This is a genomic window from Polyangiaceae bacterium (genome assembly GCA_016715885.1).
In the GTDB taxonomy this organism is placed as follows: domain Bacteria; phylum Myxococcota_A; class Polyangia; order Polyangiales; family Polyangiaceae; genus Polyangium.
The window spans coordinates 296,100-320,870 of sequence record JADJXL010000015.1; the positions used below are offsets into that span (position 1 = coordinate 296,100).

23 protein-coding genes and 1 other RNA gene are annotated in these 24,771 nt (G+C 61.9%); 8 read left to right on the forward strand and 16 right to left on the reverse strand.

Features of this window, described 5'->3' with window-relative positions; genetic code table 11:
- Positions 1–16: 16 nt before the first annotated feature.
- The 3 genes from IPM54_14830 to IPM54_14840 form a co-directional block, all read right to left on the reverse strand.
- Complete coding sequence (locus IPM54_14830) at positions 17–775, reverse strand: hypothetical protein (protein MBK9261068.1); 759 nt, start codon at positions 773–775, stop codon at positions 17–19.
- 98 nt (positions 776–873) lie between these two features.
- A non-coding RNA gene (gene ssrS, locus IPM54_14835) (6S RNA) lies at positions 874–1,063 on the reverse strand.
- A gap of 217 nt (positions 1,064–1,280) precedes the next feature.
- Complete coding sequence (locus IPM54_14840; GenBank protein MBK9261069.1) at positions 1,281–2,750, reverse strand: UDP-N-acetylmuramate:L-alanyl-gamma-D-glutamyl-meso-diaminopimelate ligase; 1,470 nt, start codon at positions 2,748–2,750, stop codon at positions 1,281–1,283.
- 95 nt (positions 2,751–2,845) lie between these two features.
- Here IPM54_14840 and IPM54_14845 point away from each other — a divergent pair, with 95 nt between their 5' ends.
- The 3 genes from IPM54_14845 (at position 2,846) to IPM54_14855 (ending at position 5,050) form a co-directional block, all read left to right on the forward strand.
- On the forward strand, positions 2,846–3,196 hold the full coding sequence (locus IPM54_14845) for a hypothetical protein (GenBank protein MBK9261070.1): 351 nt from the start codon (positions 2,846–2,848) through the stop codon (positions 3,194–3,196).
- A 99-nt stretch (positions 3,197–3,295) separates the two neighbouring features.
- A complete protein-coding gene (locus tag IPM54_14850; GenBank protein MBK9261071.1) occupies positions 3,296–3,907 on the forward strand; it encodes a hypothetical protein in 612 nt (203 codons plus the stop codon).
- 201 nt (positions 3,908–4,108) lie between these two features.
- Positions 4,109–5,050 carry an FAD:protein FMN transferase gene (locus IPM54_14855; protein ID MBK9261072.1) on the forward strand — a complete coding sequence of 314 codons (942 nt, stop codon included), beginning with the start codon at positions 4,109–4,111 and terminating at the stop codon, positions 5,048–5,050.
- A 2-nt stretch (positions 5,051–5,052) separates the two neighbouring features.
- Here the strand turns inward: IPM54_14855 and IPM54_14860 are convergent, their stop codons facing one another.
- Positions 5,053–5,844, reverse strand: coding sequence for an enoyl-CoA hydratase/isomerase family protein (locus IPM54_14860; GenBank protein MBK9261073.1), 792 nt, complete (start codon positions 5,842–5,844; stop codon positions 5,053–5,055).
- Positions 5,845–5,907: 63 nt separating this feature from the next.
- Here IPM54_14860 and IPM54_14865 point away from each other — a divergent pair, with 63 nt between their 5' ends.
- Entirely contained in the window at positions 5,908–7,578 is a 1,671-nt protein-coding gene (locus IPM54_14865; protein MBK9261074.1) for a hypothetical protein, read from the forward strand.
- Positions 7,579–7,631: 53 nt separating this feature from the next.
- Complete coding sequence (locus IPM54_14870; GenBank protein MBK9261075.1) at positions 7,632–9,374, forward strand: hypothetical protein; 1,743 nt, start codon at positions 7,632–7,634, stop codon at positions 9,372–9,374.
- A gap of 18 nt (positions 9,375–9,392) precedes the next feature.
- Here IPM54_14870 and IPM54_14875 read toward each other — a convergent pair whose 3' ends face one another.
- Together IPM54_14875 and IPM54_14880 are read right to left on the reverse strand one after the other, a co-directional pair.
- Positions 9,393–10,199, reverse strand: coding sequence for an SDR family oxidoreductase (locus IPM54_14875; GenBank protein MBK9261076.1), 807 nt, complete (start codon positions 10,197–10,199; stop codon positions 9,393–9,395).
- Entirely contained in the window at positions 10,180–12,858 is a 2,679-nt protein-coding gene (locus tag IPM54_14880) for a HEAT repeat domain-containing protein (protein MBK9261077.1), read from the reverse strand. The genes IPM54_14875 and IPM54_14880 overlap by 20 nt, the downstream gene beginning before the upstream one ends.
- A gap of 78 nt (positions 12,859–12,936) precedes the next feature.
- Here IPM54_14880 and IPM54_14885 point away from each other — a divergent pair, with 78 nt between their 5' ends.
- The 3 genes from IPM54_14885 (at position 12,937) to IPM54_14895 (ending at position 17,061) form a co-directional block, all read left to right on the forward strand.
- The gene (locus tag IPM54_14885; GenBank protein MBK9261078.1) at positions 12,937–15,213 is read left to right on the forward strand and encodes an ATP-dependent RecD-like DNA helicase; all 2,277 of its coding nucleotides are present in this window, start codon (positions 12,937–12,939) and stop codon (positions 15,211–15,213) included.
- A 171-nt stretch (positions 15,214–15,384) separates the two neighbouring features.
- Positions 15,385–16,527 (forward strand): hypothetical protein, encoded by a 1,143-nt coding sequence (locus tag IPM54_14890; GenBank protein ID MBK9261079.1) that lies wholly within the window; start codon positions 15,385–15,387, stop codon positions 16,525–16,527.
- A gap of 102 nt (positions 16,528–16,629) precedes the next feature.
- Positions 16,630–17,061 (forward strand): response regulator, encoded by a 432-nt coding sequence (locus IPM54_14895; protein MBK9261080.1) that lies wholly within the window; start codon positions 16,630–16,632, stop codon positions 17,059–17,061.
- Between the two features lie 3 nt (positions 17,062–17,064).
- Here IPM54_14895 and IPM54_14900 read toward each other — a convergent pair whose 3' ends face one another.
- The 10 genes from IPM54_14900 to IPM54_14945 all read right to left on the reverse strand — a co-directional run bounded on the left by IPM54_14900 (position 17,065) and on the right by IPM54_14945 (position 24,768).
- Positions 17,065–17,901: an HAD-IIB family hydrolase gene (locus tag IPM54_14900; GenBank protein MBK9261081.1), complete on the reverse strand. Its 837-nt coding sequence runs from the start codon at positions 17,899–17,901 to the stop codon at positions 17,065–17,067.
- Positions 17,902–18,043: 142 nt separating this feature from the next.
- Entirely contained in the window at positions 18,044–18,298 is a 255-nt protein-coding gene (gene rpmA, locus IPM54_14905; GenBank protein ID MBK9261082.1) for a 50S ribosomal protein L27, read from the reverse strand.
- Positions 18,299–18,329: 31 nt separating this feature from the next.
- On the reverse strand, positions 18,330–18,638 hold the full coding sequence (rplU, locus tag IPM54_14910) for a 50S ribosomal protein L21 (protein ID MBK9261083.1): 309 nt from the start codon (positions 18,636–18,638) through the stop codon (positions 18,330–18,332).
- Between the two features lie 142 nt (positions 18,639–18,780).
- Entirely contained in the window at positions 18,781–19,080 is a 300-nt protein-coding gene (locus IPM54_14915; GenBank protein ID MBK9261084.1) for a hypothetical protein, read from the reverse strand.
- 51 nt (positions 19,081–19,131) lie between these two features.
- Complete coding sequence (gene hxsB / locus IPM54_14920; protein MBK9261085.1) at positions 19,132–20,637, reverse strand: His-Xaa-Ser system radical SAM maturase HxsB; 1,506 nt, start codon at positions 20,635–20,637, stop codon at positions 19,132–19,134.
- Complete coding sequence (locus IPM54_14925; protein ID MBK9261086.1) at positions 20,634–20,876, reverse strand: hypothetical protein; 243 nt, start codon at positions 20,874–20,876, stop codon at positions 20,634–20,636. The genes hxsB and IPM54_14925 overlap by 4 nt, the downstream gene beginning before the upstream one ends.
- Positions 20,873–21,361, reverse strand: coding sequence for a His-Xaa-Ser system protein HxsD (gene hxsD / locus IPM54_14930; protein ID MBK9261087.1), 489 nt, complete (start codon positions 21,359–21,361; stop codon positions 20,873–20,875). Before hxsD ends, IPM54_14925 begins: the two co-directional genes overlap by 4 nt.
- Before the next feature lie 33 nt (positions 21,362–21,394).
- On the reverse strand, positions 21,395–23,428 hold the full coding sequence (locus IPM54_14935; GenBank protein MBK9261088.1) for a putative metal-binding motif-containing protein: 2,034 nt from the start codon (positions 23,426–23,428) through the stop codon (positions 21,395–21,397).
- Between the two features lie 2 nt (positions 23,429–23,430).
- Entirely contained in the window at positions 23,431–24,228 is a 798-nt protein-coding gene (locus IPM54_14940; protein ID MBK9261089.1) for a radical SAM protein, read from the reverse strand.
- Between the two features lie 6 nt (positions 24,229–24,234).
- Complete coding sequence (locus IPM54_14945; GenBank protein MBK9261090.1) at positions 24,235–24,768, reverse strand: hypothetical protein; 534 nt, start codon at positions 24,766–24,768, stop codon at positions 24,235–24,237.
- Positions 24,769–24,771 lie beyond the last annotated feature (3 nt).

A 24,771-nucleotide genomic window follows, 5' to 3' on the forward strand; every position in this document is an offset into this window, starting at 1 on the left:
CTCGCCTCCGCCTCGATCACTTTCCGTCACTGACGACGAGCGGCGCTCTCAGCGGCTGCTCGGCAGGGAATGGGGTAATCGCCACTTCGAGCTCCTGCCCCACGGGCTCGCCATTGTAATACGCTCGCAATTTATGCGTTCCGGGCTCGAGATCGATGGCGAATTCGCCTTTGCGATCCGGATATGTCGACGCCATCGCCCGAGGTTCGACGACGACCCACGATCGAATGCTTGGCGAAAGCTCGTCACGAATTTCATATTTCCCGGGCCCCGGCGGCGTCCACGAGCGGCTCTTCGTCGTGCCCAATTCGACCGGTGCGAGGCCTTTGTTGCCGGTATCGTAAATTTTGTGCGGGAATGGATCTTTGTTTTCGAACTGAATGACTTGCCCTTCGGGAACGACGATGGTGACCGGCGTCGTCCGTCCTCCGGCAATGGTCACTGAAACGGGCACTTTTTGCGCCGTGCCTTTTTCACCGAGCACCACGATCGCAAGCTCTTTGGGCAGGTGCCCGCGCAGCGTGCGTACGTCGGGACGCACCGTGGGCGAAGGTTCGCGAAACGTGTATCGGTGGGCGTTGGGATCCTTTGCTTCGGACCAAACGGGGTTCAAAAGTTTTTCGGCGCCACTTAGTTTGCCCTTGGCCGTGACGGCGAACGCCACACCGGGCACCAGGGCGATCGCGAGTGCGATCCCGACGTGGCGAAGAACAGCGCCAAAACGGCGCGAACCAGGCTCTCGAGCCTTGGAAACCAACGAGTCGTACGTCTCCATGGGAAGGGGGAAGCTACCGGAATGACCGGGCAAGCGGAAAAAAATCTACCCGTCCCACGGCGAAAAAAAGAGCCCGACGTGTGCCGGGCTCGAAAAGCGTTCCTACCGCCAGAAACGTGGGCCGATTGAACTGAACCCCTAGCTTGCGCTAGGTGGGTGCCCGATGTGCCGTTTTAGGCTTCCCGGTCGCTATGCCGGGCTTGCACACCACGACAACTGGTGGGCCCCTGGTTCAATGCTTACTCGGGATTCAATATTCAATCACCTCACAGAGACCAGCAGAGGGAACAGGCCCATTCTAACGGAGTGGGCCCGCGGGTCAATCGGAGCTTGGTTGGAGCCAGGCCTGGAGTTGAGAGCTCGCTTCGCGCGCGTGGGACGCGCGCTACGCGAGGTCAGTCACGATGGGGGGCTCGCAGGCGGCTCTATAAGTCTTTTGGGCTTCGCCCAAAAGACGAGCCGACTGCTCTGCCCCCCATACCCCCGGGGACAAACCGGAGCCGGGTCATTTCTCGAGCGCCGTCCGAAGCTTGTCGTAGATGCCCCCGAACGCTCCGTTCGACATGAGCACCACGGTGTCCCCAGACGTCGCTTCCTTGGCGATCAAATCAATGATCGCCTCCACCGACGAAGCCGCCGTCGCTTTCGTGCCAGCCGCCGAAAGCGTCGCCACGAGCGCCTGCAAATCGAGACGTTCCGATGGCGCGATCTCGCTGCGACCAAGCGGCGCGAACACCACACGATCCGCAGCTCCAAACGCCCGCGCGTAGTCGTGCTGATGAAGCGCTCGACACGCCGTCGCGCTTCGCGGCTCGAAAACAGCCCACATCGTGCCTTGGGGATGCTTCGCGCGCATCGCACGCAGCGTTTCGTCCACTGCCGTCGGATGATGCGCAAAGTCGTCGTAGACGCGAACTCCGCGCACTTCGTAGAGCAAATCCTGCCTACGCCGTATCCCCTTGAACGTCGCGAGCGCTCCAAACAACGTGGACAACTTCGCGCCGTATCCCTGCGCCGCTGCAGCCACCGCCGCAAGCGCGTTGCGCACGTTGTGCCGCCCCGGAATCGCCATCGCGGCCCGTCCCGCATAGACGCCCCCTGCGTACACGTCGAACGATTGCCCCTCCTCCGACACCTCCGCCGGCGCCGCGAGCCAATGCGGCGGCACTCCATGCGTGTCGTCACCTTCGAGCGCAAAGTAGGCCACTTCCGCACGCGCCGCGCTCTCTACCACCTCCACCACCCGCTTGTCCGCAGCCGATGCGACGATGAGACCACTCTCCGGAATCCGCTCGACAAACCCACGAAACGCCGCGATGTACGATGGTTCGTCCGGGTAGATGTCCACGTGATCGTGCTCGATCGACGTCACGATCCCCACCTCAGGACGGTAATGCCAAAACTTCGGTGTTTTCTCGAAAAACGCCGTGTCGTACTCGTCCCCCTCCACGACGAACGGAGTGTTCCGCTTGGACAAACCATCGGTCGTCACGAGCGGCAGGCGCCCTGGACGCGCCGCTTCTCCAGGCAATCGAAAACTCTGATCGAAATTTTTCGGCAGCCCACCAATCAGAAACCCTGGATCCCGCCCTGCTTCGTGCAAAAGCCACGCCGCAAGAGCGCTCGTCGTCGTCTTCCCATGCGTCCCTGCCACGACGAGCGGCGAGCGATGCGCGAGCAAGTGATCGGCAAGCGCCTGCGGCATGCTCTTCGTCGCAATGCCTCCATCGATGGCTGCCCGCGCCTCCGGATTCGTTGGACGACAAACGTTTCCGACGATGACGAGATCGGGCCTCGGCACGAGGTGCTTCGGATCGAAGCCCTCCATGAGACGAATGCCCCAGCGCTCCAAAGCGGGGCCCATGGGAGGGTAAAACGCGACATCCGAACCGGACACGACGTGCCCACTTGCCTTGAAAAGCCCGGCAAGCGCGCCCATTCCCGTCCCGGCAACACCTACGAAGTGCACGTGCATGGGGGCCGAGCATGACACAGCCAACCGGTTTGCTCGAACGACCAGCGAAAAACCGATGCTTGCGTTGGACTGCACGTTCCGATGAAATGCCGTCCATGAAGAACCTGTCCCGCTCGCTGGCCGTCCCCTTCGTCGCTCTCGCCCTTCTCGCATTCGCTTGCGGCAAACCCAAGCAGTCGGAAGTGCCCGACGCAGACAAAGACATGGCCGGGCCGGACATGGCCGCCGATGAACCCGCGGCAAAACCCGCCGAGGCCGACGAGAAACCCGCCACGAACGAAGACCTGCGCGCAAAGTGTTGTGCCACCTGTAAAGAAGGCCTCGCGGCAGATCGATCAGGCTCCGCCCCCGACCAAATCCCCTGCTCCGACTACACGGACAAATTGAGCCCCTGGTGCCTCGAATTCTTCCGCGCAAATCCGACGAAAGCTTCCGAGTGTCAGTAGTTTGAAGTCGAGCCAAGATTTCGACGCGCGCTGCGGGAGCCCCCCGGAATAACGGCTGTACCCAAGGCGCATGCGGGTGATCGTGTACACTGCTCACCTATGGCGCGAGCTTCCCGTCCCCCCGGTTTCGACATGTCCTACCGCCCGGAGGCCACCGTGTCTTTCGGCCCACCGCTGAAAGAACGGCTTCCGTGGTTCGCCTATTTCGTCTTCGCACTCGGCATCGTGGGCCTCATCGTTTACGGCCAAAATGCCCCGACCAACTCGACGCTCTTCCGCTACGTCGTCGAAGAAGACCGACATCGCCTCGTGCCTGCGAGCGTCTGCGCAATCATCCTGTTTTGCAGCGCTTTGGCCGGCATGCTGCGTGACCAAATGCGCGGCGTCGTGATTCGTCCGGAAGGCGTGGAGCTTCGTGAGCTGCTCTCGTTCGGCATCCCGCGCGTCAGGCGATGGACCTGGGCACAAATCGACCGCATGCGTTTGCCCACGGCCGACGGAACGAACACCGACAACCCCATCCTGCGTGGCGACATCACCCTCGATCTTTGGGACGGCTCGTCCTACCTCCTGCCCACCGTCAACAACCCCCTCGGCCTCGCGTTGGTCCTGGAACGCGTCGCCCTCGCCCGCTCCATCCCCATCGAAGGCGGCACGGGCATGCTCGACGACCTCAGCAACGTGTCGCGACGCAACGCAGCCGCCGGGTGATTCGCTAAGCTCTCTGCCCGACAGGCAAGCATCGGAGCAGAAGTGAAGCGACTTTTCCTCTTCGCAGCAGCGTGCACCTCGGCCCTCGTGACCTGCGACAAACAAACTCCTCCCGAACCCGAACCCGCCCCTCGCGCATCATCGGAAGCCGCGCGTCCACCTCCTTTCGAGCCCAAAAAGGTGACGCTCGAAGACAAAGCCATGGGCACGCACGTCGTGATGACCACGTACACGACGCGCACGCTGGACGAACGCACCCTGCGATCGAAGCTCGAAAAAGCTCTCGCCGAAATCCGACGCCTCGAAAACCTCATGACCACCTGGCGAGACGACAGCGAGATCTCGAAGGTGAATCAAGCGGCCGGCAAGCAGCCCGTAACCGTTTCACCTGAAACATTCGAAGTCATCGACCGCAGTTTGTCCGTCGCCAAACGATCCGAAGGCGTCTTCGACATCTCGTTCGAAGCGATGCGTGATCTCTGGCGTTTCGACGAAAACAAGGTCGAAGAAGTCCCGTCGCAAGATGCGATCGACAAAGGCCGCGCCCTCATCGACTACCGAAAGATCCTCACCGACAAAGACAAACGCACGGTTTTTTTAGAAAAACAGGGCATGCGCATCAGCCTCGGCGGCATCGCCAAAGGCTACGGCGTCGACGCTGCCTCGAAGGTGCTCTCTGCCGAAGGTTTGACCTCGTACTATATTCAAGCGGGCGGAGATCTCTATGTACGCGGCAAGAAGCCCGATGGATCCGCCTACCGCGTTGGCGTGCGTGACCCTCGAGGGTCCGGGCCGAGCGATTACTTCGCGATGATCGACGTGACCGATCACGCCTTTTCCACGGCCGGCGATTACGAACGATCCTTCATCAAGGATGGCAAACGGTGGCATCACATCATCGACCCTCGATCGGGCTACCCTGCACGCGCGAGCCGCAGCGTGACCGTCTGGGCGAAGGATGCCTTCACGGCCGACGGCATCGACGATGCCATCTTCATCCTCGGCCCGGAAAAGGGCCTGGCCATATGCGAAGAGCTCGACGATTGCGGCGCCGTCGTCGTGGACGCGAAGAACAAGGTTTGGATTTCCAAACGTCTCGAGAGCAAAATACAAATGCTTCGAGATCCAACGGACGGGACCTGAGCTCAGATCCCCTTGAAGACGGGGCGGCGCTTTTCGGCGAACGCTCGGAGTGCTTCGAGGCGGTCTTCGCTGCGCAGCGTTTCGTCGTAGTAGACGCGTTCGAGCTCGAGGCCGCGTTCGAGCGCCACGTCGAACGACGCGTCGATCGCCTCGAGCGCTGCGCGTTGTGCAATCGGAGCGCCATTGGCGACGGGTTCGATCCACGCGATGGTGTCTTCGAGGACGGGCGTGTCGAGCGGCGAGATACGGTTGATGAGGCCCCAGGACAAAGCTTCCGCCGCGCCGAATCGACGACCGAGCAGGATCATTTGCTTGGCTCTCGCTTCGCCCACGATCCGCGGCAAGCGCTGCGTCCCGCCGGCACCCGGAATGATGCCGAGCGTCGTTTCGGGGAGCGCCAGCTCGGCGTGCGGAGCGGCAACGCGCATGTCGCAAATGAGCGCCAGCTCGAGACCACCACCAAACGCAACGCCGTTGATCGCAGCGATGACAGGCTTGGGACTGTGGTCGAGGACGGCGAGCTCGGTTCGGTAAAGACCAACCTGCTTGCGGACCTCGTCGGAGCTCATGCCTTGACGCTCTTTCAGATCCGCGCCCGCACAGAACGCCTTGTCACCCGCACCGGTCAGGATGATGGCGCGAATGGCGGGATCGTTCACGAGCTCCTTGCCTAGGCGACCAAGCGCATACAGCGTCTCGCGGCTGAGCGCGTTGCGACGATCGGCTCGATCGATGACGAGGACGCCGACGGCCCCTCGGCGCTCGATTTTTACGGGGAAGGTTTCTTCGGACATGCGCACCCCGTAGCGAAGACGGCTGCGCGCGCAAAGTGTCTTGTGCGATGCTCGCGAAGCATCATGAAACTTCGATCGCTTGGAAATTGGGCTCGTACGAGCGCTCTGCTGCTCGCATCGTTGGGGTTCGCTGCATCATCCGTGGGAGCTTGTGCTCCGGTCGCGCGGGAATTCCCGAACGGCCAAGGAGGCTCGGGCGGCACGGGCGGCACGGGCCAAGTCTGCGAACCTCTCACGACCGCAGCTTGTTACACCGGCACGCCAGGTACGGAAGACGTTGGTGTGTGCAAGCAAGGCACGCACACATGCCTCGAAGACGGAAGCGGCTACGGCCCGTGTGAAGGTGAAGTCGTACCCACGACCGAGATTTGCACGACGGTGGAGGACGAGGGTTGCGACGGGCCAAACCCTGTCGAGTGCCCTTCGCTGGGACACGTCTGGAGCAAGAGTTACGGCGGCTTGGGCGAAGAAGTCATCACGAGCATCGCTGTCGATCCGACGACGGGCGATGTGATCGGCACGGGCTACTTCCGCGACGTCATCGATTTCGGCGGCGGACCCATAGCCAGCACGGGCGGCGACGACATTTTTCTCTTTCGCGTCAGTGCGCTCGGCGAACACATCTGGAGCAAGCGATTCGGCGATTCGTCGTATCAAACCGCAACCGATCTCGCCCTCGATGCAAGCGGCGCGATCTACATCGTCGGGGAGATGTCGGGGGCCATCGACTTCGGCGACGGCAACCCCATCACGAGCAACGGCGGAGACGATGCATTCGTCGCCAAGTTCGATCCGAGCGGCACGTTCATGTGGGCCAGGCACTTCGGCGACCAGTCCTCGCAACGCGGCAAGAGCATCGCGATCACGCCGGCAAACCAAGTGATCGTCGCGGGAAACTACAGCGGCTTCATCCAGCTCATGGGCATGGAGCTTCCCACGGCCCAAGGTACCGACATGTTCGTCCTCAAGCTCGATTCGTCGGGCTTCGACGTCGCAGCGAAGAAGTACGGCGGGATGGGCACCGAGGAATTGATGGACATCGCGGTCGATTCGAAGGGCGCGATTTTCATCACGGGGGCCTTCGAAGACATCACCGATTTCGGGCAACTCGGTGCGTACGCCAGTGCGGGTAGCAGCGATGCATTCCTGCTCAAGCTCGCACCGGATCTCAACGAGGATTGGGTACGCACGTGGGGCGACGCCGAGTTTCAGCGCGGTGGCACCGTTGCGACTTCGGCAACGGACGATGTGTTCGTCATGGGTGATCTCGTGGGCTCCATGATGCTCAGCGACGGCACGACGCTCATGTCACCATCACAAGCACGTGGCGTGTTTCTCATGTCGCTCGGTCCGGATGGATCGCATCGATGGGCAATGAACACGGGCAACGCGATGTCGTTTTTCGCGCGGCAGATGATGACGTCGGATCCGTCGTCTCAATCGATCGTCGCCGTTGGTTTTTACGACGGAACGCTTGATTTCGGCGGCGGCCCGCTCGTAGCCAACGTCGTCGATGGGTTCGTCGCCAAGATTGGTTGGGACGGCAAGCACATCTCGTCCACGCACCTCGGCGGCCCCGCGCTCGATGCCTTCTTCGGCGTTGCCGTTTCGCCCATGGGTGATGTCTTCGTCAGCGGTGGACATCAAGGTCCGGCCGACTTTGGCGGCGGCGTATTGGATACGCCCGCGGGTACGGACGACATTCAAGCGCTGCTCATGCGCCTGCTTCCCTGACGGCGCGCCTGTAGCCTGCTCCGCACATCGCCGATCCGTGGCATCATTTTGGGATGAAACGTTCGCTTGTGTGTAGTTTGTCTTGGTCGATTGCTGCAATCTCCATCTTCGCGCTTGGCCTAGCGTCTTGCACCCCCGAGGAACGCGTCTTTCCAACGGGCGGTACAGGAGGTTCCGGCGGCGGAGGCGGCAGCGGAGGCGGAGGCGATGGAGGGGGCGCCATGGTGTGCGTTCCCGATTCGCAAGAACCTTGTTACACGGGCCCCGCACCAACCCTCGAAGTCGGCATCTGCAAAGGCGGCACACGCGTCTGTTTGCCGTCTGGAGCTGGGTACAGTGAATGCGGCGGCGAGGTCGTCCCGCAGGCCGAAAATTGCCTCACGCCCGAGGACGAAGCGTGCAACGGCAACGATCCCGCCGAATGCCAAACCTTGGCGGATGGGTGGATCAAGGTCGTCGGTCCATTCGGCACGCTCCAAACCGTTCATGACGTCGCCGTCACGAGCACCGGAGACATCATCGCCGTTGGATCCTTCGCGGACACGCTGGACTTCGGTACGGGCCCCATGGCCAGTACGGGTTCGTCCGACATCTTCATCGCGAAATTCGACCACCTGGGGAACGCGATATGGGCCAAGCGATATGGCGACGCTTCGGCACAATCGGCGTTCGCTGTCGGCATCGACAGCATGGGCTCGATCTACGTGGGCGGATCGCTGGTTGGATCCGCTGATTTCGACGGCATTTTCCTGACGTCAGCCGGCTCGAATGACGCCTTTCTCGCCAAGCTCGATCCGGACGGCAACGTCGTGTGGGCCAAAAACTTCGGCGATGCGGCCACGCAATTCATTCGGCACATCGAGATCACCAAGACAAACCTCATCGTCGTCGCTGGTGAATTCTCGGGCACCCTCCAATTCGCTCCAGGTGCCGGAGGAACGCACACGGCCATTGGCAACGGCCCCGACGTGTTCGTCGCTCGCTTCGACGGATCAGGGTTTCACTCGGCATCACGCACGTTCGGCGGAATGCTCACCGAAAGCGTGCGCGGCATGGCGCTCGACAGCACCGACCGCGTGTACATCACCGGCGGCTTCGAGGACGCCGTCGGCTTCGGCGGCTCCTCGCTGGCATCGACGGGGGGACGCGATGCCTACGTCGCAGCATTCTCGCCCACGCTGATTCCTCAGTGGGGCGTGGGCTACGGCTCATCCACGGGAGTGACCAGCCTGCAGGAGGGTTACGACATCACCATCACGCCAGCGGATCAGGTGTGGGTTTCTGGCGGGTTTGTCGAAGGCATCAACTTCGACGGACAGAAGCACTTCACGAACGAACCATTGTCGAAAGGCTTGTTCTTGGCCCGCTTCGACACGGCCGGAACGTTCACAGAAAGCTTCGTCTACGGAGGCAATGCCGCGCCCGGAGCGAGCGCTGGGACCGTTGCCGAAGCCCGACTCGCCTTCGACAAGACAGCCAATCAACTCGTCATCGCAGGCGCCTTTACGGGACTGCTCGACTTCGGCGGGAACTCGATGCTGGTCGACAGCGGCGCCGATCCTTTCCTCGCCAAACTCGGCGTCGAACCGCTCACACACGTCGCATCACGAACGTTGCACAGCGATCCAGCCGCCGTCATCGACAACTCCAACACGCTCAGCACGCTCGCACTTTTGCCCATGGGCGATCTCATCGTCGGAGGCTTCATTCGCACCCCGATCATCTACGGCAAAGGAATCGTCGGCGACCCCGACCCCAAGGACGGCAATGCCATGCTCGGGCGATTCATTCATTGACGTAGCGTTTGTCCGGGCCTAGCTCGACGGACGCAACTTGCGCACGATGTTTGCCAAGACCGGCCGCATCAATGCGCGCGGCAGAACATCGCTCACGGTCGTGAACACGCGCGGGATCCAGCCGGGAATCAGCCTGGCGCGACCTTTGACCATCGCTGCTACGGCTTCTTCGGCGCACTGCACGGCATCGATGTGCACCGCCGCAGGCATCGGCGGACGAACATCGCTTCCGGCCACCTCTTGAAATTCCGTCTCGATCGGGCCCGGACAAACCACGGTCAACGTCACACCCGTCCCCGTGAGCTCCGCCGTCATCGCTTCGCTCAAGTGATTGAGATACGCCTTCGTGGCCGAATACGCCCCCATCGCCGGCGATGGAACGATTCCGGCAATCGACCCGATGTTCATCACGGCGCCAGAACGTCGCGCCACCATCGGAGGCACCAACCGCGAAAGCAAAAACGTCGCGCTCACGACGTTGAGCTCCAGCATTCGTTCGATCTTGGACCATTCGCGCTGGTGCAGAAGGCCGTAATCACCGAACCCCGCGTTGTTCACCAGCACGTCGATCGACTCGCCGCTCTTCTCGAGCTCGTCGAGCATCGCGCCCGTCGCGGCGCGATCGAGCAAGTCCACGGGCTCCACGAGCACGCGAAGCTCCGCGCGCTTCGCCTTCAGCTCGCTCGCCAATTCGTCGAGACGCTCGCGGCGACGCGCGACGAGAATGAGCGTCGATACGTCACGCGCGAGCACCCTCGCGATCTCCCGACCGATGCCTGCCGACGCGCCCGTGATGAGCGCCGTTTTACCGCGAAGTTCGTACATCTTTCTTCTTCAATTTCTTCGACTTGTCGTCCGACTCGCTCTTGACCTCGACCGTCGTCGTTCCGTTGGAGCTCGAAGGGTTTTTCTTGCCATTGGCCAATTCTTCGAGCTTCCCGATGCGGGCCTTGAGCGACGCATGCTCGTTGCGAAGCGTTTCGAGCTCTTCGCGCAAACGTTCCGTTTCCTTCTTGCCGGCCGCACCCAAGTCACGAAGCACTTCGCGAATCCGCCGTCGAACGCGACCATCGAGCTCGCGTTCGAGTTGCTTCGACAGTGCTGCGCGCGCCTTGACGTCACCCACCTCGAGAAGCGCGCGAACGACATCCACCTTGAGGTACGGATCGGCCTGATCGAGCAAGTCCTCGAGTGCTTCGCGCACCTTGCGATCCGTGGATAGCTTGGGCAGCGCCATGATCGCCGCGCGTCGACCTCGCGTCGGAATGCCGTACCGCGTCCGCGCAAGCACGTGCGGCTGCGCGCGTTCGTCACGAAGCGCCGCGAGGCCATCGATGGCACCCGCTCGCACGATGTCCGACCACGAAGGACGATCGAGCACGTCGATCAACGTGTCGAACGCCGCGGATTGCTTGGTTTGTCCCAGCGCACGCGCCGCTTCCGCTTCGACCAGGTAACTATCGTCCTTCAGCGCCAGGGGCTTCAGAGCATCGACCGCTTTGCTCGAGCGGAACTGACCGAGCGCTGCAGCGACGGCGCGCCGCACCTTCGCGTGCTTGGTTTGCGAGTGCTTCACGAGCACATCGAGCGCTTCGTCGCTGCGGATTTTTGCGAGCGTTCCAGCGGCTTCCGCACGCACCGCCCAGAATTCGTTTTCATTCGCGAGGGCTTCGGCGAGCACCCGCGTCGTCGCCGGATCGTCGAACTTCCCGAGAAGGCTCGCCGCCAAAAGTCGTCCACGTGCCGTAGCAGCACCAGCGAGCTGCGCGTGCAGCATGTCCCGCGGACACTCGACCTTCACCTCACCGAGGATCCGTAACGTCGAATCAACCACGACAAACTTCGGACGACTGGGCACGCGAATCGCAAACGTGGCCGCGGCTTGATCCACGCGCCGCGTCTCGCGTTGCGTCGATCCATCGGCGAGCACGATGTCGAGATCGATGTCGATCGCGAATGGCTGCGCTGCCTGTGGATCTTCCTTCGCGTGGTGCGTGACGTGCGTTTGCTTGACCGACATCGTCAGCACTTCGCCGTCGTGATCGATCTTCACTTCGAGGTCCGGGTGCCCCGCGCGGAACACCCATTGCTCGAAGAAACGCTCCAAGCTCTTGCCGCTGGCTTCTTCGAGCGCCCGCATCAGATCGCGCGTCTCGACGAGCCCTCGCGCGTGACGCTTCAAGTACGTGGAAACGCCGCTCCAGAACGCGGCATCACCCAGCTCGCGCCTGAGCAAGTGCAGAACGCAGGCGCCTTTTTCATAGAGATGCCTGTCGAAAATGTCGATCGGCGCTTCGTAGTCTTGGCAAACGATCGGACGCCGGTAGCGACCTTGAGCTTCGGACAGATACGCGGCCAGATCGCCGCGAACACCATTTTCGTACTCGTCGAGCCCGAGGTGTCCTTCCTTGTCGATCTGCTCCATGAACGTGGCAAACCCTTCGTTGAGCCACGCATGTGACCAATCGCGGCACGTGACGAGATCGCCGAACCAGTGATGAGCAAGCTCGTGCGCGATGAGATCGTCAGCCGTGACGTCGATGGTTGCTCGTTCGTCGAGCAGAATGTGTTCGTACATCGTCGTCGCCGTCGTGTTTTCCATCCCGCCGAAGATGAAGTCGTGCACGACGATCTGTGAGTAGCTCTTCCAGGGATACGGAATGCCCGTGAGCTGTCCGAAACGACGCACCATGTCGGGCGTGCGTTTGAACGTGCGCGCGCCGTCGGCTTCACGTCCTTTGGGCACGAAGTAATGGATCGCTACGCCATCGGCCTCGGCATCGATGCGTGAGAATTCGCCGGCGACGATCGAAAAAAGGTACGCAGGCGTAGGGTCTTCCATGCGGTAGCGGAAGACGCCGCGACACTCTTCATCGTCGCAGCTTTCCTTGACGCCATTGGACAAGACAAACCATCCAGTGGGCGCGGCGATTCGAGCGGAGAACGATTGCTTGTGATGGGGTTTGTCGAAGCACGGGAACACGTGACGGCCGTCTTCGTCTTGGCACTGCGACCACACCTGATTCGGGCGATCGCGGACGTGTTCATCGGGCGCGAGGAAGTACAAGCCGCGCCGTGGCGTCGCGCGATATTGGACTCGAATGGCCGCACGCGCAGCGGTCGCGGAGATCGACAAGCGAAGCGTGTTGCCGTCGTAGATGAACGCGGCCTCGGCGAATGATTCGTGGCCATCTTCGCGAAGCTCGACGGACTCGATGTCGAACGCAACGGCATCGAGGGCGATTTCCGTGGCGCTGGCGTCGATACGCACGATGTCGAGCACCGCTTCGCCAGCAATCGACTTCTTTGGGATGTCGAGCTTCAGATCGAGAGCGATGTTTTCGATGCGGAATGGTCGTGCTCGTTCGTACTGGCGAGCGACCCCGGCGAGGGCGAATGGGCGAGCCCCTGCAGATGCTTGCGCGTAAGAAGATTGCGAGGATCCGCAGGCACAGCGGTCGTGAAGTCGATGCTCGAGACTCATTGGGCGGCGAGTCTTACCCAAACCTAGGACGTCGCAAAGCCCCTCGCCCTGGTAAAACCAGGCTAGCCTGACGACGCGATGGGTCGAGACGAACACACGCCCAAGCCGGGGTCGACCGGACCGACGCAAACTGCGTTGTTTTCGGGGAGATCCACCGCTCCATCGCCGGATGGCATGGTGACGCTCGAAGGCGAGGTCGCTCGAGTTACGTACGAGAATGAACAATCCGGGTTTCGAGTCGTACGTGTGGCGCTCGATGGGCGTGAGACCTTGGCGACGTGGGTGGGTCGCATGCAGCCCGTGTCGCCGGGCATGCGCGTGCGCGCGACGGGAAAGGTCGAAACCGACCCGCGGCACGGCGAGCAACTCCGCGTCACGACGCTCCTCGAAATCGCGCCGTCGACGCTTCAAGGCCTCGAGAAATACCTTGGCTCGGGCATGGTCACGGGCATCGGTCCGGCGCTGGCCAAGCGCATCGTTGATGCCTTTGGCCTCCAAGCGCTCCGTGTCCTGGACGAATCGCCCGAGCGGCTCACCGAAGTGCCGGGGCTCGGCCGCAAGAAGGCGCAGACCCTTTCGGAAGCGTGGGCTTCACAAAAGGCCGTCCGCGACATCATGATCTTCATGCAGGAGCATGGCGTATCGCCGGCCATCGCGATGCGCATCTACAAGCGGTTCGGGGCATCGGCGATCGATGTCGTCAAGCGCTCGCCGTACCGCTTGGCGCTCGACGTGTGGGGCATCGGCTTCAAGACGGCCGATCAGATCGCGCGGGTCGTTGGGGTTTCACCGGACGCACCGGAGCGAGCGCAAGCGGGTGTGCTGCAAGTGCTGTCGGATCTCGCGATGCGCGGGCACGTCTACGCCGAACGCGGGGACCTCGTGGCACGAGCTGCGAGCATGCTGGAGCTCGACGACGCGGGCGTCGAGCGAGCGATCGATACGCTGGCGCTGTCGGGGCGCGTCATCGTGGAGAAGGGTGCGTCCGGAGAAACGGCCATCTACGAAGCATCGCTGCACGAAGCGGAGACGCGCGTGGGCAAACGGCTGCTCGAATTGCTCCACACGGAAGGCAAACCGGTCGTGGGCAAACGTACGGCCGCAACGCCGGAGGAAGTTGCTGCGGTTGCGATCGCGGCCTTCGAAGCGCGAGCAAGCGTGACGCTTGCGCCTGCACAACGCGAAGCCGTCATCGGGGCTGCGCAACACAAGATCCTGGTGATCACGGGAGGTCCTGGCGTCGGCAAGACGACGATCGTCCGCGCCATCCTTTCGGTCTTCGATCGTTCCGGAAAAACCGTGCGACTCGCGGCGCCCACGGGTCGAGCTGCGAAGCGCATGAGCGAAGCGACGGGGCGTGACGCATCGACGCTGCACCGACTGCTCGAATTCGATCCCAAAGAACGCGGATTCCTACGGAATCGTAAGAATCCCATCGAAGGGGACGTGCTCATCGTCGACGAAGCATCGATGATCGACTTGCAGCTATGCGATGCGCTCACGCAAGCCATTGCCGATGACGCGCGCCTCGTGCTCGTGGGCGATGTCGATCAGCTTCCGTCGATCGGACCAGGAGCGATCTTGCGCGACGTCATTGGTTCGCGGGCGATCCCGACGGTGCAGCTCTCGCAGATCTTCCGCCAAGCGGAAGGCAGTCTCATCGTGCAGAACGCGCATCGCATTCACGATGGTTTGCGCCCGGAAGGTTCGACCTCGAAAAACGGCGAGTTCTTCGTGTTTGTCCGAGAAGATCCGGCCGATGCGGCCGCGACGATCCACGACTTGGTGACCGATCGCATTCCGCGTGGCTTCGGCTTGGATCCCGTACGCGACATCCAAGTTCTCACGCCGATGAACAAGGGACCCGTCGGCACGATCGTGCTGAACGAATCGCTTCAACGCGCGCTCAATCCCACGGGTCCGACGGTCACGCGAGGCGAGAAGACGTTTCGCCTTGGCGACAAAGTCATGCAGCTTCGGAACGACTACGAGCGCGAAGTGTTCAACGGAGACATCGGCAAGATCAGCGCAATCGATGCGGAAGCGTCGACGATGATGGTCACGTTCGACGGAAAAGACGTCACGTACGAGACGGGCGACCTCGACGATCTGGTGCTCGCGTACGCCACGAGCATCCACAAAAGTCAGGGTAGTGAATATCCCGCGGTGGTCGTCACGATGATGTCCACGCACTTCGTGATGCTCTCGCGAAACCTGCTGTACACGGCCGTTACGCGTGGAAAGAAGCTCGTCGTCATCGTCACCGACGGTCGTGCACTGTCGCTTGCGCTCAGCGAGACACGGCGCGAGGAGCGCCTCACGGGGCTCCGGATGCGATTGCAATCAGCTCGCTGACGCGCGCATCCGCTGCGGATCGCGTTGCCCCCCTCGGTACAGCCTGCTAGCCTCCCGGCCCCTCGGAACGAACCATTTTTTCCCGTCCGATGCCCGACGAACAAGCGTCTCGAACGGCATCAGCAGGCGCATTCACCGCGCGCGGGCGGACAGTCGGTGGCGGAGCAATACATGTCAGGGACGAACGGACAGCAGGGCACAGCAGCAGGGCTTCAGATTTCGGGCGGCGCAGCGATCGTCGCGCCCGTGAGCGCATTCCCGAATGGCGTTCCCGGCAATGCTCTCATCGTCATCCCGCTGGCGAAGGTCGACGACGAAACCAAGGAGATGCTCGAAAAGGGCCCCACTCTCGTCACGCCTGATCAGATGTGGAAAATGCTCGGCTTCAACGGCCCGGCCGTTCAAGTCCAAGACGACCAGGGTCGCCCCATCGCCATCGGCCTCGAAGACTTGCTCGCTGGCCTGGAAAAACACTGGCAAGAGCAACCCGACGACCTCAATCGCGCGCGCATCTACGCGCAGGAACTGCTCAAGTACAACCGCTTGCAACGCGCCGAGCAGGTCCTCTCCAAGGTCGTCGCCAAGGGCGGCACGGGCGACGATTGGCTCGCGCTCGGTGTTGCGCAGCTTCAACAGGACAAACTCGACAAGGCCGAAGGCACGCTGAAGGGCGCCCAGAACCTGCTCAAGGACAACCCCTACCCCGCGCTGCACCTCGCCAAGGTCTACCAGCAGAAGAAAGAGGCTGCGAAAGAGCGCGAGTTCGTCGACAAGGCGATCGCGATCAATGTCGGTTGCATCGATGCGTGGGCCTACTTGTTCCAGCACGTGAAGCAACAGGGCGACGAGGACAAGGCCATCGCAGAAATCGAGAAGCTGGCAGCGGAGAAGAAGAGCGCGGCTCCGTACATCGCTCTGCAAGGGTTTTACGCGAACGACGATGCCACGCGCGATCGCGCCATCGCCTACGCGAAGAAGGGCGTGGAAGTGGCTCCCGACGACCCGCTCGCGCTGCTCTGCCTGTCGGCGCTCTACGGCCAAAAAGGCGACCTCGAAGCGGTCATCCGGCTGCTGCAGCCGCACGAAGCCAAGATGAGCCGCGACGTTCGCATTGCGAACAACTACTTCGAGGCCCTTTTCCAATCGCGTCAGATCGAAAAGGTCACCAAGTTGCTCAATGCCCTCGCCGGATCGCCCAACAAGGAAGTCAAGCAGTTCGCAATCGAACGCTCACGCCTCGTTGCACAGTTCCTGCAGCAACAGCAGCAGCAGCTCATGGGTACGCAACAGCAACAGCAGCAGCGTAAAGCGTAGCGTTCCAGCCGCACGACACGCCCTTTTCTCCCGCCTCTCAGCGCCGTTTTCCGTCACGAATCACCTTTGGAAGCGCTCGAAAACGCGAGTAGCTTTCAGTTCATGCGCACATGGAAGCCGCGGCAACCGGTGGTGCTCGTCGTCGATGACGACCCCGACATCCTCCGGGTGCTCGGCATGTGTTTGTCCGCGGAGGGATGTGCCGTGCGCGAGGCTCTTTCGGGCACCGATGCACTTGCGATGCTCGATCGCGTCGACGTCGTCGTGGTGGATCAGCGCATGCCGGCGATGAACGGCACCGAATTCGTCGCAGCGGCTCGCGCCCAGGGTTATGCGGGCCGCGTGCTCATCATCTCGAGCAGCCGCAGCGCGCGTACCGATGCGAGCGTGGCGAATGCCGACAGCTTCCTCGCCAAGCCCATCGGTCCTCGCGAGCTCATCTCCGAGGTCGAACGCCTGTTTTTCTTGAACGTACCGATGAATCGATTGGCCGATCGCGCATCGAGACCGTCTTCAGTTTCTACGAAGGCGTAAGATCTACAGCGTTCCCCACGCGCGCTCGATGGCTTCGGCCACGCCCGCGTCATCTGCGGAATACGCACGAAGCGCATCCGTCGCGGCTTCTTTCACCGGCGGAGGCGCACTGGCCATGACAAACGATCGCCCCGCGACGTTGAACATCGGTACGTCATTGAGCCAATCACCCACGGCAACGACGTCCGCGACAGAGCATCCGTGATGCTGCGCGAGCCACGTGATTGCCGTCCCTTTGTTCGGTCCTGCGCGCCGAATGATCATCGCGTGCGTATCGCCACGTCGATACACGGCGAACCGAATGACGAACGCGGCAGCGCCGAGCTCACCAGTGAGCTCATCCGCGGCGCGCTCGACATGATCCTTGTGTCCAATCGCAACGACCGCATGCAGCCCCCGTTCATGCTCCCATGCGGGATGCGACGTCACGCGTTCGACGACCGTGACGTTGGGCGACCACGTACGAACGTAGGGCGCCCAAGGTTCGCCCTCGGCGTCGTGGACAATCGCATCCTGGGCAAACACGAAGCTCGCAACACGATGCCGCCCGACGATGCGCCGCAAAGCCGTCGCGTGCTCACCCGCGAGCGTTGCGTGAAAGTGCTCGGTGTCGTCTTTGGCGCTGACGATGTGACTGCCGTCGACGCATGCAATGGGGCCTTCGATACGCGCAGCCGTCGCGGCCTCACGCGAGCCCGAATAGAGACGACCAGTGCAGATGGTCACCGCGACACCTGCGCTCTGAACTTGCTTGATGGCCCAACGATCTCGCTCGTGAAGCGTGCCATCACGGCGAAGCAGCGTGCCATCGAGGTCGAGCGCGAGGAGCTTGTAGGTCATCGGCCAGTCTCGATGGTGAAGCGCAAACGTGGGATGTGCAAAAAACACAGCGGGCGACGAGCCTTTTCGAGGCATCGTCGCCCGTCATGATGTCGCGGGGCCCAGTTTGCCGAGACAAACAGAGCATCGCGGGCAAAACGAATCAGGCCGGATAAACCGAAACCTTCTTCGTTTTGTTCGATCGCCATTCGTACTTCACGATGCCCGGAATGAGGGCGTAGAGCGTGAAGTCACGGCCGGTTCCAACGTTTTTCCCGGCATGAATGCACGAGCCAACCTGCCGGACGAGAATGGAACCTGCGGGAACGGTCGTACCTGCGTACACCTTCACGCCGCGCTTTTGCGCATTCGAGTCACGTCCGTTGCGGGATGAGCCGCCGCCTTTTTTATGAGCCATGGATAGATTCTCCTGCTAGCCCGCGCGCTGTTTAGGCGCTGATGCCGGTGATCTTGAGTTCGGTGTAGGGCTGACGATGACCCGTCTTGCGGCGGTAGTTCTTGCGGCGGCGAAACTTGAAGATCACCACCTTCTTGGCGCGATCTTGCGCCATGATTTGCGCCGACACCTGTGCACCAGGAACGGTCGGCCGACCAATCTTCGTCGACTCTCCGCCGACGAGCAGGACTTCACTGAAGGTGACCGCATCACCGGCTTTTCCGTCGAGCTTTTCGACGCGCAGGATCTGTCCTTCGCTGACCCGGTACTGCTTGCCGCCCGTCTTGATGACCGCGTACATGTTTCGTTTCCTTCGAGATCGCGCTTCTCCGACGACGCCGTCGTGAAACAAGGGAGCGGAATTATACGGAGATGTCTCCGCTGCGCAAGCAGATCAACACGCCCTTGTTTGAATCGTCCGAATTGCGTCGCCAGAAGCCAAACTACCAGCTTCCGTGCGAACCGTGGCTGCCATGGCTGCCATGCGAACCATGGCTTCCGTGCGAGCCGTGGCTGCCATGCGAACCGTGACTGCCGTGCGAACCATGCGAACCATGGCTGCCGTGCGAACCGTGCGAACAGTGCTGCGCCGGAATCACTCCGCCCGCATCATCACCGATCACTCCCGCTCGATCGGCCTGCTCGCTCGCCTTGTTTCCCACCTCGGTCTCCGTCTTGGAGAGCATGCCACCCGGCTTGCGGGAAAAGCTCGGAAGTCCGCTGTTTACATCGTTTGCCGCCATCGTGGCCTCCCTATTCCCAAGTCCCGTAACGTTACGTCGGAAGCGTCGCCGTCACGACGCAGACGAAGCTTGAATGAAGTGCGTTCGTGCGCGGACGGTGGTCCAACGCCTCAGTATTTCCGTTGTTTTCGGATCGTTTTCCCGCAGTTTGCCAAAGAGAAAATCCTGGATGCCTTTGTGCACCGCACACGTGGTGCTCTCCCGCATCCTACCGAAAATCGTGCCCTGCGTGCGATAGCTGTGCTCGGGTTGCACGCCGCAATAGGGCGCATAGGCGCAGTTCACGCAGTCGGGCTGCGTGTCCCGAATCGACGCCATCACGAGCGCCCGAATCGTCTCGTGCTTCATGAGCGCCCGATAGTTCGACGAAAACACGTCCCCTATCTGAAAGGCCGGATCGCCCGTCTCGTACATCATCCGCCCTTCGTCGCTCGTGAAGATCTTCCCATCGTAGTTGTACGCAAGCGCCCCGATGCCCGAACCACTCGGCGAACGGATGTCGAGGAAGTTCGGCTCCTCGTCACCCAAGATCTTCGTGAGGAAAATCGACGCGTAACGCTCGAGAACCTGCTCGCCCTTGCGATTCAAATCGAGGATGTGCTCGACGGCCGTCCGGTAAAACTCGTTGTACGCGGACCTGTCGTACTCGACGATCTGCGCGGTTCGTCCAGCGAAACCAAACGGATCCACCGGACGCAGGAAGATCGCGCGACACCCGAGCGACACGTACGTATCGACGATCTCGCGCGGCAACTTGAGCGCCTCGCGCGTCGTCGTGAGCAGCGCTTCGACATGGTACAGCGTCGGATCGAGGCCGATGTCGATGTACGCCTTGTTGATGCGCTCGATCCACTTCACCGCTTCGCGATGCGAATTGCCACCCACCAACTTTCGTTGCTTGGTGTGGATGTGCTCGGGCCCATCGATGCTCGTGCAAATCTGAACTTTGCGGTCGATGAGGTACGCGAGTTTTTCCTCGTCCATCATCGCCAAGTTCGACACCATCGTGAACTCGAGCTCCTTGCCGTACGCGCGATTGCGAGCGAGCGCGTATTCGATCATGTGCTTCATGACCGGGAAGTTCACGAGCGGTTCGCCCCCTTGGAACTCGAGCGTCACGGCAGGCGACGTCGACTGCAGCATCAAGTCGACGACCTTCTCGCCAATCTCCGGCGTCATGTCCGTGTGCACCGCGTCCATGTTCGCGCGGCTCGCATGACAGTAGACGCACGTCTCGTTGCACCGCAGCGTGACGACGGCGATGTGCAGGTTCGGCCCGTAGTTCAAAAAGCGCTTCTTGTGCGCAATACGTTCCGCCGCCTTCGCGGCATCGATCGAGTCGCGCAGGAAGTTTTTCGATGCGAGTTTGTCATGGAGCGGCGTTCCCGTTTGGAGCTCGCCACGCGCCAGCGATCGCATCTCGTCCTTGGTGACGAAAACCCAATCGCCCAAAAAGTTGGAGAGCAAATAGTCTCCGCCGACTTCGCGGAAGCGGAACGGCACGAGCCCGCTCGGGGCCTTCGCTGCTTGCCCAACTTCGGTGAAGAGCTGCGTCATGCCACGCCTCCCCCGCGAGCACGTTCGACCGTGAGTCCGAGCGCGTAGTTGGCGAGCTCGAGGCACAGCGTGCGTTCATCGATGCCACCGGACAACGCTTCCGGTTTGGCCGTTACTTTGACCACGTAGTTTCCGCCGTCTCGTTCGAGCTCCGTCTGCGCATGCGACGCGTACGTCTTGACGGCTTCGTCGATGGCAAAGCCGTCGTAGAGCTCCTGGTGAAAACGAAGCTCGATCACGATGCTTCGCCTCCCGACGTCTCGGTATTCGCGGCCGCTTCCCCTTCGCTCTTGGCGTCGCTCGTCTTGCCCTTTTTCTTGTACTTCTCTTCCCAGCTCATCGCGATGCCGAGCGGGTCGTCGAACGCGGTCTCTTCACCGATGTCCATCGACAAGAGCTCGTCGAGACCAGGCGGACCCGCTGCTCCACCGAGCGCTCGCGCGGTGATCGTCTCGACAAACTGCCGGTTGTCTTCGACGATTTTTTGCCGCCACGCTTGTCCAAGCAGCTCGTTCTGGAACTCGCCGGCGAGCGCTTGCGAATCGACGCCGGGCTTTTTGGCTTTGAGCGACACTTGAATGCGTTTGTCGGCCACGCGGTCGAGATGCACGTAGCAGCGGTCGATGAAGACGTACGCGGCGCCGTAGATCGCATCTCGCGGATAGAGTCCTTCATCGAACTCGACACGTACCGAGCCTTCTCCCAAGTCAAACGACATGCTCATGCGCTCTTCTGCTCCCGGGTGCGCGGTTGCGCGTCAGGGGTTGGTGGCAGTCACCGTATATTGATCACACGTCGGCAGCGTGCCGTTCTTCCGATACACGCGCACTTTGACCGACGTGATCTTGGGATCATTGTCCGACCAGGGACCCTGTGGGTTACCAGCCTGGTTGTATGCATAGTTCAGTTCCCAAACGCTGACGTCCGTTCCGCTGCCGCCGTCATTGCACGTGGCAAGGCTCATGCAGTTCGTCATGACATCCATGGCGTATTGGCCACCGGCGTTGTTCACGAGCTGCACCTTGGGAAGGTAGGACTGACCGAGCGCCGAAGGAGCGATGAAGTTGAACGTGACCCAGTCACTGCCCATGGCCGTTTCGATCTTGCCGACCATGTTCGCAGTGCCGCCCTTGGGAACGCTGAGCGAGCTTGCGGCGATGCAGGAATTTGCGTGCTGATCCGTCTGGCACTCGCACCCGTTGCCCTGTGCGCCGTCGATGTCGGCCGTGCCGAGCGCGCACGACGCGATTTGGCACGTGCCCATCGTGCATGACCACGTCGAAACCGACCCCGCCATCGGGTTCTGCGACGCGCACGCCGGCGTCGGGTTCATCTCGTCGGTTTGTCCGTTGCAGTTGTTGTCTTTGCTGTCGCAGATCTCGGTCTGCGTGTTGGGCACGACGGTGGCATTGCATTGCGATGCACCGCCGACACAAAGCGTCGTACCCGTCGAACAAACGCCCGGGAAACCGGTCATGCACGGCTGATTGTTGACGAGCGCCGGATCGTCGATCGTGCCGTTGCAATCGTCATCCTGGCCGTTGCAGGTCTCCTGCACGGTACCAGGGAGCGGCGTCTTGCACGTGAGCTGCGCGGCGCCCATGGGGCATTCGAACACGCCAAACTGGCAGATGCCGAGTTGCCCTTGCTTGGTGCACATCTGGCCTACTTGCGTAATCCCGTCGTCGACGAGGCCATCGCAATCGTCGTCGATGCTGTTGCACGCTTCCATGAGCTGACCGGGGACGACGTTCGGCTGGCAGATGACGCCGTTCATGCCGTCGCACTTGGTCAAACCCGTCGCGCATATGCCCAAAAAGCCGGTCATGCATTGCATGCCGCCGCCGGGGTTACCTTCGTCGGTGTTGCCGTCGCAGTTGTTGTCGAGACCGTCGCAGACCTCGGGCTGTACCGGCGCAGGCGTACACTTGACGGAACCGTTCGAGCAGTTGAGCGTGCCGTTCTTGCATTCGCCGAGCCCGGGCGCCACGCACGCACCGCCGCCACCCGGATTGCCGTTGTCGATCATGCCGTCGCAATCATCGTCGAGGCCGTTACACATCTCAGGCTGCGGCGTGATGCTGCCCGTGCACGTTCCCCACGTACCCGTCGCATCGCACGTCTGCGAACCCGGCTTGCATACGCCGGTGTTCTCGGTGCCCATCGGACCCGTGTAACATGCCTGGGTTTGTCCAAGCGAACACGGGCACCCTTCGTCGACTTGGCCGTCGCAATTCTCGTCGGTGCCTTCGCACGTCTCGGCCGCCGCCGGAACGACCTCGCCCTCGCACGGTCCCCACTTGCCGGCCGCGTCACACGTCTGCGTGCCGCCTTTACAAATGCCCGTGTCCTGTGTGCCCATCGGACCCGAGTAACAGCCTTGGGTTTGTCCTGTCACACAGTCACAACCGCCGGCTGCGTTGTCGACCGTGCCATCGCAATCGTTGTCGATGCCGTCGCAGATCTCGTCGGCAGGTACGCACACCGGGCCACCGCCACCTCCGGCTCCGCCTGCTCCCGCAATCCCTCCAGTACCGCCCGCACCCGCAGCGCCACCAGATGCTCCAGCGCCAGCCGATCCACCCATGCCGCCAGATGCACCAGCGCCACCCTCGCCGCCCGATCCCGAACTGGACGAACTCGTGGTGTCCGTACTGATGGTCCCCGTGCTCACTGTATCGCTCTCGGCACACGAGCTTGCAGCAGCTCCTCCGAGCACTCCAAGAAACGCCACGATGGCAACCCGACGAAGGTTTTTGCTTCCGCCACTGAATCCGACGTTGCTCGCCATTGTCACACCGCTCCCTGGTCGACCGTTTGGAACTGCGCCATCACGGGCAGCCGCACGCGCAGCCCCTTCGCTCCATCAGCGCGGGCCACCACTGAAACCGCCGCCTCTTGCACTTGTCCAAGCCCTGCAAAACTTTCGTGAACCATCGGACTGCTCGACCGATCGCCCACGACCCAATCAAGTCCACACCTCGATGCTTCACGCACCGCACGCGAAAGATGCGGTGCCGAAAGCTCGATCGGCGCCACGATGCGATCCGAAGCCCGCGCCGCTCGCCCAAAACGTTCCACCAAGACAAACTTCACTGCCTTGGCCCCCAGCCCGCGCACGAGCTGCACGACATCGACGAGATGCCGATAGTTCGATCGCGTAACGACTGTCGTCACGCCCACGTCGATCCCTTCGGCTCGCGCGCTCCGCACACCAAGCGCCGTCTGCTGAAAACTGCCCGCTGTCTGCGTGTGATAGTCGTGCATCGCCGCCGTCGATCCGTGCAGCGACACGTCCAAACACAGTTTGTCCGATGCTTCACGCATCACCCGCGCATAGGCGCGATACGCAAATCGCCGTCCGTTCGTCTGCACGACGATGCGCCGAGCACCACGCGCATGCGCGGCTCGCACGAGCTCCGGAAGCTCATCGTCGAGCGTCGGTTCGCCGCCGACGAACGCCACCACTTCATTCGGCTGCACTTCGTCCAGCCGAACCTCGGGTCGACCCGGGAGCTGCGAAGACAACTCCCCTTGCGCGCAAAAAATGCACGCATTGTTGCAGGTCAAACCGAGCGCGATGGCCCGCATGACGAATCAACCCGCCGAACCAGGCGCGGGAATCAAGAGCGCATCGGCGTGACGGCGAAGACGTTCGGCATGCGTGAGCAGTCCGGGAAGATCGACGTCGCGCTCGTTTTTCGCGAGGATCTTTGCCAGCGTCATCGCCGCCAAACCTTGCTCCTCACGCGTCGGTGCCCAACCATCGCCACCGTTGACGACGAAGACGGCAAATTTTGCGGTCTCCGCCGGAGGCTTTTGCGCGAGCGCCGACGTATCGCGCGCCATGATCTCCAAATCGAACGTGTGCTGTTCGTCGGAGCGAATCTTCACGCTCACTGCGCCACCGACGAGCGGATCGATCTGCGCCACCGTCCAGTTCGCAAACCGCGCTCCAGGCGCAAGCGGGTGCAAGAGCCGCGATATGCTCGAGCGCATCGCGAGCTCGGCAGCCTCGTGATCAGCAGCGTTTGCAGGCGCAATGGGTATCGACGCCACCACAGGCGTCGCAATCACGCCACTCCCCATCACTCCTACGAACAAGCGCCGCGAAACGTTCCTGCCAGGCATGCC